The 12,628-nt window shown below is 42.8% G+C and carries 11 protein-coding genes and 1 pseudogene; 9 read left to right on the top strand and 3 right to left on the bottom strand.

Annotation, left to right across the window (positions count from 1 at the left end; genetic code table 11):
• Positions 1–363 precede the first annotated feature (363 nt).
• Positions 364–591 (bottom strand): hypothetical protein, encoded by a 228-nt coding sequence (locus V7K21_RS00820; protein WP_335170941.1) that lies wholly within the window; start codon positions 589–591, stop codon positions 364–366.
• Positions 592–1,099: 508 nt separating this feature from the next.
• Between V7K21_RS00820 and V7K21_RS00815 the strand changes: the two genes are divergently transcribed.
• The 3 genes from V7K21_RS00815 to V7K21_RS00805 all read left to right on the top strand — a co-directional run bounded on the left by V7K21_RS00815 (position 1,100) and on the right by V7K21_RS00805 (position 5,574).
• Positions 1,100–2,170: an LOG family protein gene (locus tag V7K21_RS00815; RefSeq protein WP_335170940.1), complete on the top strand. Its 1,071-nt coding sequence runs from the start codon at positions 1,100–1,102 to the stop codon at positions 2,168–2,170.
• Between the two features lie 533 nt (positions 2,171–2,703).
• Positions 2,704–4,026 carry a D-alanyl-D-alanine carboxypeptidase gene (locus V7K21_RS00810; RefSeq protein WP_335170939.1) on the top strand — a complete coding sequence of 441 codons (1,323 nt, stop codon included), beginning with the start codon at positions 2,704–2,706 and terminating at the stop codon, positions 4,024–4,026.
• 330 nt (positions 4,027–4,356) lie between these two features.
• On the top strand, positions 4,357–5,574 hold the full coding sequence (locus tag V7K21_RS00805) for an HhoA/HhoB/HtrA family serine endopeptidase (protein ID WP_335170938.1): 1,218 nt from the start codon (positions 4,357–4,359) through the stop codon (positions 5,572–5,574).
• A 391-nt stretch (positions 5,575–5,965) separates the two neighbouring features.
• Here the strand turns inward: V7K21_RS00805 and recA are convergent, their stop codons facing one another.
• On the bottom strand, positions 5,966–7,045 hold the full coding sequence (gene recA / locus V7K21_RS00800) for a recombinase RecA (protein ID WP_273769243.1): 1,080 nt from the start codon (positions 7,043–7,045) through the stop codon (positions 5,966–5,968).
• 759 nt (positions 7,046–7,804) lie between these two features.
• On the opposite strand from recA, the gene V7K21_RS00795 reads away from it, so the two are divergent.
• The 5 genes and pseudogenes from V7K21_RS00795 to xseB all read left to right on the top strand — a co-directional run bounded on the left by V7K21_RS00795 (position 7,805) and on the right by xseB (position 10,763).
• Positions 7,805–8,257 carry a hypothetical protein gene (locus V7K21_RS00795; protein ID WP_335170937.1) on the top strand — a complete coding sequence of 151 codons (453 nt, stop codon included), beginning with the start codon at positions 7,805–7,807 and terminating at the stop codon, positions 8,255–8,257.
• Between the two features lie 389 nt (positions 8,258–8,646).
• Positions 8,647–8,940, top strand: a complete 294-nt coding sequence (locus V7K21_RS00790; protein WP_335170936.1) for a type II toxin-antitoxin system Phd/YefM family antitoxin — start codon at positions 8,647–8,649, stop codon at positions 8,938–8,940.
• Positions 8,927–9,209: pseudogene (locus V7K21_RS00785) on the top strand (type II toxin-antitoxin system RelE family toxin). Before V7K21_RS00790 ends, V7K21_RS00785 begins: the two are co-directional and overlap by 14 nt.
• Positions 9,210–9,269: 60 nt before the next feature.
• The gene (xseA, locus tag V7K21_RS00780) at positions 9,270–10,529 is read left to right on the top strand and encodes an exodeoxyribonuclease VII large subunit (protein WP_335170935.1); all 1,260 of its coding nucleotides are present in this window, start codon (positions 9,270–9,272) and stop codon (positions 10,527–10,529) included.
• Complete coding sequence (xseB, locus tag V7K21_RS00775; protein WP_335170934.1) at positions 10,530–10,763, top strand: exodeoxyribonuclease VII small subunit; 234 nt, start codon at positions 10,530–10,532, stop codon at positions 10,761–10,763.
• A gap of 15 nt (positions 10,764–10,778) precedes the next feature.
• Here the strand turns inward: xseB and V7K21_RS00770 are convergent, their stop codons facing one another.
• On the bottom strand, positions 10,779–10,982 hold the full coding sequence (locus V7K21_RS00770; RefSeq protein WP_335170933.1) for a hypothetical protein: 204 nt from the start codon (positions 10,980–10,982) through the stop codon (positions 10,779–10,781).
• A 102-nt stretch (positions 10,983–11,084) separates the two neighbouring features.
• Between V7K21_RS00770 and V7K21_RS00765 the strand changes: the two genes are divergently transcribed.
• Positions 11,085–12,539: a leucine-rich repeat domain-containing protein gene (locus V7K21_RS00765; RefSeq protein ID WP_335170932.1), complete on the top strand. Its 1,455-nt coding sequence runs from the start codon at positions 11,085–11,087 to the stop codon at positions 12,537–12,539.
• Positions 12,540–12,628: the final 89 nt, after the last annotated feature.

The raw sequence follows: 12,628 nt of genomic DNA, 5'->3' as shown, positions 1-12,628 counted from the left end.
AATCCTCCGAGTAAGATACTGGCATCGAATAAAACAATTACTTCATGTCTATGTTACCGTCCTTTGTGGTTCAATTACATGAAAATTGCTGTAAGAATCACTTCAGCGAATTTTCCGCCTCTATCGTCAGTCTCAATCATTTTGCCAATGCTGTGCCCTTAATGCCCTTAAGACAGATGTGGTTTAAATACATGAAAACATGGTGTAAGTTGACACCAATACACAGCTGTGGACTCTTACGAACTGTAATTTAGGGAATCCATAACAAAATAACTATACTCAATTTAGCCTAGAACCTGAGTAAAGGCAGATTTAGTTCTATTTAGATTTTCTTTACGAATCAGCTCTCAGGACAGGTTATGACTATTCTCCACGCATTAATAAACGGTAAAGAAGTATTCGGCTAAGTTCATTTTGTTTATCCATTTCCAGAAGGATTATATCTCCGTTTTTGAAAAGAACTTGAAAGTATTTAGCATCAATGTAATCGTCATTGTTTTTACCTTCATCCGCTACTTTTGTTTCCTTGATATCTTCATACTTTAGGTAATATATATTGTCTTCTACGTCTACAACGTTAAATACTATCATCGTCCTTGATTGCTTTTAAGTTAAAGGTTACAACTTTGAGAATAAGTCGTAGAGCAACTCTAAATCTGTACCAATTTGTTCAAAAGTAAATAACTTTTGATGATGCAGAATTAAAATTTTTCACAATTTTTACTGGAGTTGAGAAAATTCTCTAGGCAAGAAATAGCTCAAATATCCTTGCAACAAGCGTTGTAAGGGCTTTTTTTTTAGAGTCAATCACTCTAGGAGCAATGGATTTTGTGAGATGCTTAAAATTCAGGTGCTAAATCACCTATTTAGGGGTGCTGCATCTACGCCTGTCGCAGGCATCGCAGCCAAATAACTGTTTTTATTGAGAATATAGCTCTGTAACTGAGAATTAAAGTGGGATCTAACAAAATCGCTCCCTGAGCAATACTACCTCAAAGCCAGTTATGAGTGTGTTAACTGTACATCAGAGGGCTTATTCCCGCTTGCTAGAGTGTGAGTAGTTCACGTAAAATATAATGCCATTGTTGCAGCAGTTCTCATGACCTCATCTGCGTCGTTTGACACATCAGAGTCTTTACAGGCGGATATCGCTGAATTGATCGCTCGTTTACCGACATTAAAAAATCGGCAACTTATTCAGCAAGCACTTGCTACTATTGTTCGTCTAGCTGATACCGAAATTGAGCGTCTCGATTGGAAAATATTGTCCGCTGCTCTAGTAGATATGGAGCGCGGTTTCCAGCTTTTTTATAATTATCGACACGTTCGCAAAATCACCGTCTTCGGTTCTGCTCGTCTAGCGCCAGATACGCCAGAGTACCAAATGGCCCTTAAGTTTGCTCGTGCTGTTTCTCAATTAGGATTTATGGTGATGACAGGCGGTGGCGGCGGGATTATGCAGGCGGGTCACGAAGGTGCTGGGCGAGAAAATTCTTTTGGATTAAACATTCAGTTACCTTTTGAACAGCTAGCGAACCCGTTTATAGAAGGCGATCCCAAGCTAATTAACTTCAAATATTTCTTCACCCGCAAGCTGTTTCTCCTCAAAGAAAGTGATGCTATAGCCTTGTTTCCTGGCGGCTTTGGCACTCAAGATGAAGCTTTTGAATGCATGACATTAACCCAAAATGGTAAATTTGGCCCAGTACCTCTAGTTTTAATCGATCGCCCTGGTGGCGATTACTGGTGGTCTTGGAGCGAATATATTAATAAGCAACTAGTACAAAATGGTCTTGTCAGTCCTGAAGACCCCAGCCTCTACACGGTGACAGACGACTTAGATGTGGCTTGTGATGTGATTACTCGTTTTTACCAGGTTTATCACTCCTGTCGATATGTTGGCAATAAATTAGTCATCCGCCTCAAGACAGATATATCAGACGCTCAGGTAGAGCAACTCAATGCTAATTTTAGCCAGATTATTATTCAAGGACGGATTGAAAAAAGTCAAGCATTACCTCAAGAAGCACAAGATGAAACTGTTGAACTACCCCGGCTCATTTTGTACTTCAATCAACGCGACTTGGGGCGCTTGTATCAGATGATTGCCACAATTAACCTGATGGGTACTCCTTCACCAGAGGATGCAGCACATCCAGAAAGAAAGTAGGTATTCAGGACTTACGCACTAGTAACAGAAAAACGAACCGCAAAGGACGCGTTCGTGTAGCGTCTCGTAGAGAAGTATACGAAGGAATAAGAGTTTGAGAGAGTTTTTGTGTAAGTCCTGATGACTTAAAAAACCACATCTGTTGTAGGGGCACAGTAATGCTGTGCCCCAAAAGTACGGGTCTATTTACTATCAATGAATGATTAATAAAAGCCTGAAAGAATCACGCTAACGGCGTAGTCTCTCCACATATCAAAAATGTCTGTATAGAGCATTTCTCAAGTATTTAGACCACGACTGAGTCGGTGAATGGGGAATAGGGAGTAGAAAGTGGTGTAGTTCAATTACTCATCGGCTATCTTGATGAGCGATCGCATTTTGGCATCGTCAAAGGAGCCAGGAAAACAATATGATTCACGCTACTTAACAGATCAGAAAAACACCAGTTATTATGACTCAATACTGATTCTGGTAAAAAAGCTTGTATATTAGCACAGGAAACAATATATCAAATCTTAATAGAGGAATAAAAGATGCTGGAATTATTGGGTTCAGGTTTGGTGTCGCTCTGGCTGGAAATGGCCGGGGTACAAATCAAGCCTTTAGATGCCTTAGATGCATTGACTTGGCAAAGTAGCCCTGGCTTGGTTCTTGCCCCTGATCCCAATCCATCTGGGGCGACGACGGTGCAGGAATATCTGAAAAAGCTCATAACATCAAAAGTGGTGGCGCCGAATCTGGCTGAGAGTCAGGGAATTTGGATGCAGTCGGGGCCGATGCTGATGGCAAATCACCAAGGTACAACACCTCTGCCGGCTGCCTCTTTAACCAAAATTGCCACTTCACTAGTTGCTTTGAAAACTTGGGGGCCAGATTACCAATTTGATACTTTGGTGAGTGTGACTGGCCCAGTGGTAAATGGGGTTGTGCAGGGCGATTTGGTAATTACAGGCCGTGGCGATCCGATGTTTGTTTGGGAAGAAGCGATCGCACTTGGTAATACTCTCAATAAAATGGGCATCAAGCAGGTAAAGGGAAATTTGATCATTACTGGCAATTTTGCCATGAATTTCCAACGTCAGCCGATGCTAGCAGGTCTAATGCTCAAGCAAATACTAAATCGTGCGACTTGGGGCCGCCCCGCTATTTTCAGGTACTCAATTATGCCTAAGGGAACGCCCAAGCCTCAAGTTGTGATTGCAGGTGGGGTGAAAGTTGAGGCGCAACCAAACCCTCAACAAACTTTGTTAATGCGTCATCGCTCATTGCCCTTGAAGCAACTGCTTAAGGAGATGAACGTTTACAGTAACAACGATATGGCACAGATGCTCGCAGACTCACTGGGAGGAGCAAGTGTAGTCCAATCCACTGCTGCTAGCCTTGCTAGGGTGCCACAAGTGGAAATTCAGTTAATCAATGGTTCAGGACTGGGCCCGGAAAATCGCATTTCCCCCAGGGCTGTCTGTGCCATGCTGATGGCTATTCAAGTTGAGGCATCTGCCCATCAGCTGAATCTGGCTGACTTGTTCCCCATGTCTGGGTTTGATCACCGCGGTACACTACACACTAGACATATTCCCCTTGCTACTGTGATCAAAACTGGCACTCTCCGTGATGTTAGCGCTTTAGCAGGAGTGATGCCCACACGCGATCGCGGTTTGGTTTGGTTTGCGATTATCAACCGAGGGACAAATGTCGGGGGTTTCCGGACTGGACAAGACCAACTCTTGCAAAGTGTTGTAAAACAATTACAACTACCCTTGGCCGTTCCTGCTGCCCTCACTCCCCACTCAGTTATCAACTCTTTACCCCAGCTAGGTGCAACCAGTCGAAATGAAATTTTATTCAAAAGTTAATTCATTGTCCAGAGTCATCATCTGGCAAGGTTTTGAACCAAAAGTGAGTATGGCTATCCCCTGTCTGTTTTTCATCAGTGTCACTACCTTCAAAGGTCTAGTCTTATTAGCAATCCAAAAGTTTTATTGATGGGTAAAAACCGAACTTGTAAAGTGTAAATGTCCATAATAGCTTTTGGGTTAAATTTTCCATTAAGTTGATTAAAGGTAGTTCGCAAAATGCTCTAACCCCAGTGTTGGGAAAAGCAGGCGAAACCTGAAGTAAAAATAACTGTAAATAGATTTGTCACGACTAAGCAACAATTAAGCTTAATAAATTAGGTTGTGATTATGCGATTTCCCAAATTATCTCGGTCTCTACATCAACTTAGTTCTCATGTGTTAGCGATCGCGTTAGGAGTTATGCTAACTGTTAGCACCCTGCAAGTGTTGCCCTCCCAAGCCGAACCAGCACCCCCTATGACTGCTGGAGATACTTCAAAAGTGATTGCTCAACGGCAATTACCAACCACTGCTGCGATCGGTAGCACTAGCTTTGTTACAGCAGCAGTGAATCGTGTGGGCACAGCAGTTGTTCGGATTGATACTGAGCGCACAATTACTCGTCGCGTTGATCCATCTTTTGAAGACCCCTTTTTCCGTCGGTTTTTTGGTGACGGTTTCTCGCAACAGATGCCTTCTGAGCAGCAGTTGCGCGGTTTAGGCTCAGGTTTTATTCTTGACAAGAGCGGGTTAGTTCTGACTAATGCTCATGTGGTCGATAAGGCTGATAAAGTAACAGTCCGGCTCAAAGATGGCCGCACCTTTGAAGGGAAAGTTCAAGGCATTGATGAAGTCACAGATTTGGCAGTAGTCAAGATAAATGCTGGTAACGATTTACCAGTGGCGCCCTTGGGTTCTTCTAATAATGTACAGGTAGGAGACTGGGCGATCGCAGTTGGTAATCCTTTGGGATTTGATAACACCGTTACCTTGGGAATTGTCAGTACTCTCAAACGTTCCAGCGCCCAAGTCGGCATTAGTGATAAACGCTTAGACTTTATTCAGACAGACGCCGCGATTAACCCTGGTAACTCTGGAGGGCCATTATTGAATGGCCAAGGTGAAGTGATTGGCATTAACACAGCCATTCGTCCTGACGCGATGGGTATTGGGTTTGCGATTCCCATCGATAAAGCCAAAGCGATCGCAGCCCAACTGCAACGTGATGGCAAAGTTGCTCACCCGTATCTAGGTGTGCAAATGCTAACTTTAACGCCCGATCTTGCCAAGGAAAATAACACCGATCCCAACTCTCCCATTCAGATACCAGAAGTTAATGGTGTTTTTGTAATGCGAGTTGTCCCCAATTCTCCAGCCGCATCTGCGGGTATCCGGCGCGGCGATGTAATTCTTCAAGTTGATGGTAAAGCTATTACCAGTGCTGAACAATTGCAGAATTTTGTGGAAGACAGTCGGCTTGGTCAAATATTACAGGTAAAAGTGCAACGAGGTAATCAGACACAGCAGCTTTCAGTCCGCACAGCTGAGTTGCAAAATGCTTCGTAGGGGGACATATCTGTTACTGGTGTTAACTTACAGCAGTTTTCATATATTTGAACCATATCTGTCGTAGGGGCACAGGGCACAGGATTGCTGTGCCCGTACGTGGTCTATTTAACTGAAAATAGCTGTAAGCGTGGAATCTAAGAACATTAAACCAAATGTACCTAGATTACATATTATGCTGACTTTTGGCTTAAGTTGACACCAATATACAGATGTACACCCCTACTTTTACCTGATTCCAACGAGAAACGCCATAAAAATGATTGCTCGTCATATAGTAGCAATCATTTCCTTAGGCTTGTTGTAACTCATCAATACCTTGGAAAAGGTGCGTTAGCTCTCTTCATAACGCACTATCCATTAGCAGTTGCAGATTAATAAATCTCCACTCTTATTCTTCTGGCTCTAAATCGACTTCTTCCTCTTCCTCTCCTTCACTGGGTTTAGCTACAGAGTTAGCAGAAACAACAGCGCCTTTATCTAGCTTTTCACGCACCAGTTGCTTAATTTGTTCAGCAAATTCAGGCTTTTCTTCTAGATACTTAATGGCATTGTCTCGTCCTTGGGAGATATTATCGCCGTTGTAACTATACCAAGCTCCCTTGCGGACAAGCACGCCAGTTTCTTCTGCTAAGTCTACAATACAACCCAAGGTAGAAATTCCTTTGCCAAAAATAATGTCAAATTCCGCTATTCTGAAGGGCGGGGCTACTTTATTTTTAGCAACTTTAACTTTAACGCGGTTACCGAATTCATCTGTACCTTTTTTCAAGGTTTGAATCCGGCGAATATCCAAGCGCACCGAAGCGTAAAACTTCAATGCGTTACCTCCAGTCGTGGTTTCTGGGCTACCGTAGGTAACACCGATTTTTTGCCGCAACTGGTTAATAAAAATTACTGTACAACCAGATTTACCAATATTACCCGTAATCTTACGTAGGGCTTGGCTCATTAACCGCGCTTGCAGACCAACGTGAATATCACCCATATCCCCTTCAATTTCAGCGCGGGGAACCAGTGCTGCTACTGAGTCAATGACTACAATATCAACCGCAGCAGAGCGAACAAGCTGATCGACAATTTCCAAAGCTGATTCGCCTGTGTCAGGTTGGGAAATCAGCAAATTGTCAATATCTACACCTAATGCCGCAGCATAGGTAGGGTCAAGGGCGTGTTCAGCATCAACAAAGGCAGCAATACCGCCATTTCTTTGCACTTCGGCGAGTGCATGTAGCGCTACTGTAGTCTTCCCGGAACTTTCGGGGCCATAAATTTCAATTACCCGCCCCTTGGGTAAACCACCACCCAATGCTAAATCTAAGGTGAGCGCTCCACTGGAAATTGTCTCCACCCGCATCCGGGTGGCATCGCCCAGGCGCATGATTGCTCCTTTACCAAAGCTGCGCTCAATCTGGTTGAGCACCATAGTCAGCGCTTTTTGCTTGCCAGAAGTATCGGTGTTGATAGCCATTCCTGCCTCTAATGCCTCTAAATATATGGTTTTAAGGAGTGTTGCTCTGGGAGTCTGAGTAGAACAGATATACTATTTTAACCAGAAAATTCTGGAATAGGACTTCTCAAATCAAAAAAAGGGTGTGACAAGATCCTAACTCGATCGCTACCAGATTAGGGTAGTCTTGCACAATGATACCAACTTGCATTCAGAGATAGCTTTTTTTGACTGGGTAAGCAAGGGATTTTCAAGAAAAAATAAATTACCTAAACAACACTGTCAGTAGAACCGTACTCGTGAGCATTTGCGGAGGTTGGTATAATTAGGAGCGATTACTAACACGAATCAGCATATCATCTCCCCTAAAGTAGCGGTTTTTTGCGTCCAGTTGAAAAAAACCTTACAACTATGCACTTTTTAGCGTTTTTTCTGCGTCAATTTTTTCTGTTTTAAAAAATTGACGCAGTTTTGATGCACTTATTATCAGAAATATTTATTAATAATGTATATTTCGAGTTAAAAACTATCAACTCTTTACGCTATCAACTTTAAAACCTATTTTTTCTACTTGTTTATTGAGAATACCTACCTTTACCGCGATCACACCCAATCACCAAAAACAAACCCCGTGCTAACGAGGTAATACATGGTGTGATTTGGGGGTGTGGGGGGAATGGAATTCTATTTAAAGTTTTGTAATAGGGTTGAAAATTTTTGGTATTTATTCATTTTAATTTTATTAATGCAAGTATAACTTAATCAAAAAGGAAGTCTGAAATGATTAATACTTTGACTGCTCGTCAAATTAGAAAGGCTACAAACTGTTTTGTTATTGCTACTGGTGCAATGACTGTTGCTTGCAGTAGCATTGCTTTAACTCCAGCTACTGCTGATGCCGTTATTAGTAACTATTCATGTAGTAAAGGAGGTTTTACAGGCACAATTGTAATAGATCACACTCCCTCCGGAAGATATCTAGGCCCAGTAGTAAGAATCAACTATAAAATTAACAAGAGAAGCAATCGCGGCGGTAATAAAGCAAATGTTTATTATGTTGACAACGGATTTCTACCCGCAAAAAGATTTAATACCGGAGATGCAGGCATCCAAGATAATAATCAACATTACTTAGGTGGTCCCTATATAGCAGGTGGTGAAGGAATCAATGCTAGATTCGTTTTTGATAAAAGCTTTGCTCCTGATCCTAGTTGTTCAATCAGAATTCAGTAGATCACAAAGTTTTCCAGAAGTCTTACCAGTCATTTATTTGTGGTGGTATTGAAGGCAATAGGTTGTTTGTGGTCAGTTATCACTGAAGACAGTTTAATTGTTTTATCAGCTAATCGAGTTCAAATTGTTATTGGCTAGGGGTTACAGGTTCTACAGTCTGACAACGATTTGAAAACGATTTGACGATCAGGTGTTGGGAGCGGCGGCGTTGTCGATGCTGTTACCAGTTGGGGGAGAATGTCGAGAAATGAATCTATCCCGACATTGGGCTTAAACAGGCACAGAGTAAGGATTAATAGCGTATTACACTCGTTAGACGACATCCCCCAACAAACAGCTAACACAGAATAAAAAACTTGAGAAGAGTTATCTGCTAAAATATAGGCAAAATGTCTAAAGTAGTCAAAATTGCTATGCAGACCTACACTCTCACAGATGCTCGTAACAAACACGGTGAGGTTTTTGATAAGGCTGCTACTGAGCCAGTTCTACTAACCAAGCAATCACGGCCTAGTCATGTGATTATTTCAGCCGAGAGCTACGAAAAATTAATTAATCGGCTGGAAGAATTAGAGGATATGGTTTTTGGTAAAGCTGCTGAAGTTGCTCTGAGTGAGTCCAAAATGATTGGTACAGAGGCTTTTATATCTGCATTAAAGCATTTAGCTAATGGCGAAGCTTGATGGTTTAGCAACTGTCCTTGATTTTCTAAACGGTTTGCAGCCTAAAATAGCAGCACAGATTGCAATAAAAGGTTTTGGCTTTGAATGTTGAGCCTTTACCCGCTGATAGTGAGCAGCTATCTGGTTATCAGGGTTTATATCGAGTTGATAGTGGTGAATATCGAATTGTTTACAGGTATTTTCCTGAGCAAGATTTAGTAGAAGTGATTTTAGTCGGTAAGCGCAATGATGATGATGTCTACAAAAGATTAAAGCGTTTATTAGCATGAACTTCTGTTTTAATTAAAATGCTAAAATCGCTCCAGCACAAATGCTTTCAGGCATCTTTGATGACTTTCGACCTTCCCGACTCTCTGATTCTCGATACTGCACTTTCAGTATCTGGATTAACTGACTATATCCGCTTGCTGTTAGAGCAAGATGAACAATTACGGCAAGTTTGGGTAACTGGCGAAGTTTCCAGTGCTAACCACCATCGGAGTGGTTTATTTTTCACGCTGCAAGATACCGATCGCACCGCCGGAATTAAGTGTGTAGTATGGAATAGCCAATTGGCAAAACTCGCCCAGATACCAGTTCCCGGTGAGCAGATAATTATTTTGGGTAGTATTCGCCTTTATCCGCAACGGGGAGAGTATCAGTTATCAGTTTGGCAGACTCTACCTGCTGGTGTTGGTTTACAGGCGCTGCGCTATCAACAACTAAAAAATCGCTTGCTGGCTGAGGGGTTGTTCGACGCCCAAAGAAAGCGATCGCTCCCAATCCACCCCCAAACGATCGCTGTCGTCACTTCACCAACGGCTGCTGCTTGGGGCGATATTCAAAAAACTCTCAAGCAAAGGTATCCAGGTTTACACGTTTTATTTTCGCCCGCGACAGTACAGGGTGAACAAGCGCCGGAATCTATTGTAAAAGCAATTAAGCGGGTGGAAAACGATGGTCGTGCCGAAGTGCTAATTTTATCGCGGGGTGGTGGCGCAGTTGAAGAATTGGCTTGCTTTAATGATGAACGAGTGGTGCGATCGCTTGCTAGTTGTTCTATACCCGTAATTACTGGTATCGGTCATCAACGCGATGAATCTTTAGCAGATTTAGTTGCAGATGCTTGTGTGCATACACCGACTGCGGCGGCGGAAATAGTTGTACCAGCACTTTCAGAGTTGTATACTGAGCATCGGGGGCGAGTTGTCGCTTTACATGAGGCGGTGGATGACTTTAAAGAAAATGCTGAGAATAAATTGCAAGTATTGCGAAACCGTTTGCGACGTTTGCGGTTAGATCGACAAGTAGAGCAAGAGGCGCGTAAGCTAGCTTGGAAACGTCAGCAATTGGTGCAAATTACGACGGGGCGATCGCAGCAAGCAACGCAGCATCTAGAGTTGTTGCGGCAAAAGTTGGTTAGTCTTGACCCGAAAGCGGTGTTGCAGCGTGGTTATGCGGTGGTGAGGCGGGAAGATGGGGCGATCGCTCGTTCTGCAACTGAGTTGGCTGTGGGAGATGATTTGTTGATTCAGTTGGGGCAAGGTGGGGTTAAAGTGAAAGTTATGGAATTAACGAACCGCAGAGGCGCAGAGGACACAGAGAGTTGAATGGTTAAACGTAAGAGTGCTTCTGGTTCTGACTCTATGGAAGGTTGGAATTATGAGGCGAAGGTTATTGAAATAGAGGGAATTATCGCTGGCATTGAGGCGGGTGAGTTGGAATTGGAAGAGGTTTTTGACCAATTTGCTAAGGCTGTAGAGTATTTGCGTCAGTGCGAAAGTTTTTTGCAGCAGCGACAGCAGCAAGTAGATTCATTAATTGAAACTTTGAGTGATGAGTAGAAATATTCAAATTTGTTAGATTGCGTGATTGCCCCCTGGTGTCATGTCAGGGATGCGATCGCTCGATTTTGTAAGCAATGCCAAAAATTGATCGTAGGCATCATAACAGAGATAGCTAGAAACCAGATTTAGATATATGCGTAGGCGTAGCCCTAAATCCGCAATATCCCAAACAGCAAACTGACAAGTTAGCACTCGCGCGATCGCTTTTCCTATCATCTCAAGGCGCGATTGCCAACAAATGATAATTTAGCATTTTTCGCTAATCAGTTAAGATAATCTTCATCAATCTTCTTTCCTTTTACCCTTCTCCTTGGAATTATGACGCAGGATGAGTTGTTGGTACTGATAGATCGCGCCGTGGCTGAGGGTTGGCGAGAGTTAGACTTGTCGGGGCAGGAGTTGACTGAGTTACCTGTAGAAATTGGTAAGTTGAAGCAGCTTGAGTCTTTGATTTTGGGAAAGAAGGTTGAAGGTTATGGATACGTAGGATACCGCCCTCTCCAAAAGGTTTCAGGCAACAATTTAAAAACGCTTCCACTCGAACTATTGGGTTTGCCTAATTTGCGTAAGTTGGATATCAGTGGCAATCCTTTAGAGAGCATTCCCGATGTGGTAACGCAAATACTACATTTAGAGGAACTTATCTTAATTCGAGTAGAGCTAACTGAAATACCTGATGCGATCGCTAATTTAACCAATCTGACGCAGCTTGACCTCGGTAGCAACCAAATAACTCAGATTCCAGAGGCGATCGCTAAATTAACCAATCTGACGCAGCTTCACCTCTATAGCAACCAAATAACCCAGATTCCAGAGGCGATCGCTAATTTAACCAATCTGACGCAGCTTATCCTCTATTGCAACCAAATAACTCAGATTCCAGAGGCGATCGCTAAATTAACCAATCTGACGCAGCTTCACCTCGGTAGCAACCAAATAACCCAGATTCCAGAGGCGATCGCTAATTTAACCAATCTGACGCAGCTTATCCTCTATTGCAACCAAATAACCCAGATTCCAAAGGTGATCGCTAAATTAACCAATCTGACGCTGCTTATCCTCAATGACAACCAAATAACCAAGATTCCAGAGGCGATCGCTAAATTAACCAATCTGACGCAGCTTATCCTCAATGACAACCAAATAACCAAGATTCCAGAGGCGATCGCTAATTTAACCAATCTGAGGCTGCTTGACCTCAGTGACAACCAAATAACCCAGATTCCAGAGGCGATCGCTAAATTAACCAATCTGACGCAGCTTCACCTCAGTAGCAACCAAATAACCCAGATTCCATTAGAAATTCTTAATTCAAGTGATGCAAAAGAGATTTTTAATTACTTGAGGCAAGTTCGCATAAGTGAAACTCGACCATTACACGAGGCCAAACTCTTACTCATTGGACAAGGTAGCGTCGGTAAAACATCCCTGATCGAGCGACTAATCCGCAAAAAATATGATAAAAATCAACCCCAAACCGACGGACTCAATGTAGAAACTTGGAACGTGCAGGTGAATAGTGAAGATATCCGCCTGAATGTTTGGGACTTTGGCGGACAAGAAATTTATCATGCCACCCATCAGTTTTTTCTGACTAAGCGCAGCCTCTATCTCCTCGTTTGTAATTGTCGCACCAGCGAAGAAGAAAACCGCATCGAATATTGGCTGAAACTAATCGAAAGCTTCGGCGGACATTCCCCCGTGATTATCGTTGGCAACAAAAAAGACGAACAACCCCTTGACATCAACCGTAAGGCATTACGCGAAAAATAGTAACTGCCTAGCTAGTAGTAATAGAGGAAAGGAAAACAGAGACATTACCTTCTAAAGCATCAGTAATAACTTCGAGGAGATTAAGACCA

Source organism: Nostoc sp. (assembly GCF_036919595.1).
Lineage (GTDB): Bacteria > Cyanobacteriota > Cyanobacteriia > Cyanobacteriales > Nostocaceae > Nostoc.
Note: the sequence above shows the minus strand (reverse complement) of the source record. Positions and strands in the feature narration are given on the sequence as shown.

Excerpts from the sequence above, each read along its gene's own strand:
- V7K21_RS00815 (WP_335170940.1), top strand. The coding sequence starts at position 1,100 with ATGACCTCATCTGCGTCGTTTGACACATCAGAGTCTTTACAGGCGGAT.
- V7K21_RS00795 (WP_335170937.1), top strand. The coding sequence starts at position 7,805 with ATGATTAATACTTTGACTGCTCGTCAAATTAGAAAGGCTACAAACTGT.
- V7K21_RS00790 (WP_335170936.1), top strand. The coding sequence starts at position 8,647 with ATGTCTAAAGTAGTCAAAATTGCTATGCAGACCTACACTCTCACAGAT.
- V7K21_RS00810 (WP_335170939.1), top strand. The coding sequence starts at position 2,704 with ATGCTGGAATTATTGGGTTCAGGTTTGGTGTCGCTCTGGCTGGAAATG.
- V7K21_RS00765 (WP_335170932.1), top strand. The coding sequence starts at position 11,085 with ATGACGCAGGATGAGTTGTTGGTACTGATAGATCGCGCCGTGGCTGAG.
- V7K21_RS00770 (WP_335170933.1), bottom strand. The coding sequence starts at position 10,982 with ATGATAGGAAAAGCGATCGCGCGAGTGCTAACTTGTCAGTTTGCTGTT.
- xseA (WP_335170935.1), top strand. The coding sequence starts at position 9,270 with ATGACTTTCGACCTTCCCGACTCTCTGATTCTCGATACTGCACTTTCA.
- xseB (WP_335170934.1), top strand. The coding sequence starts at position 10,530 with ATGGTTAAACGTAAGAGTGCTTCTGGTTCTGACTCTATGGAAGGTTGG.
- recA (WP_273769243.1), bottom strand. The coding sequence starts at position 7,045 with ATGGCTATCAACACCGATACTTCTGGCAAGCAAAAAGCGCTGACTATG.
- V7K21_RS00805 (WP_335170938.1), top strand. The coding sequence starts at position 4,357 with ATGCGATTTCCCAAATTATCTCGGTCTCTACATCAACTTAGTTCTCAT.
- V7K21_RS00820 (WP_335170941.1), bottom strand. The coding sequence starts at position 591 with ATGATAGTATTTAACGTTGTAGACGTAGAAGACAATATATATTACCTA.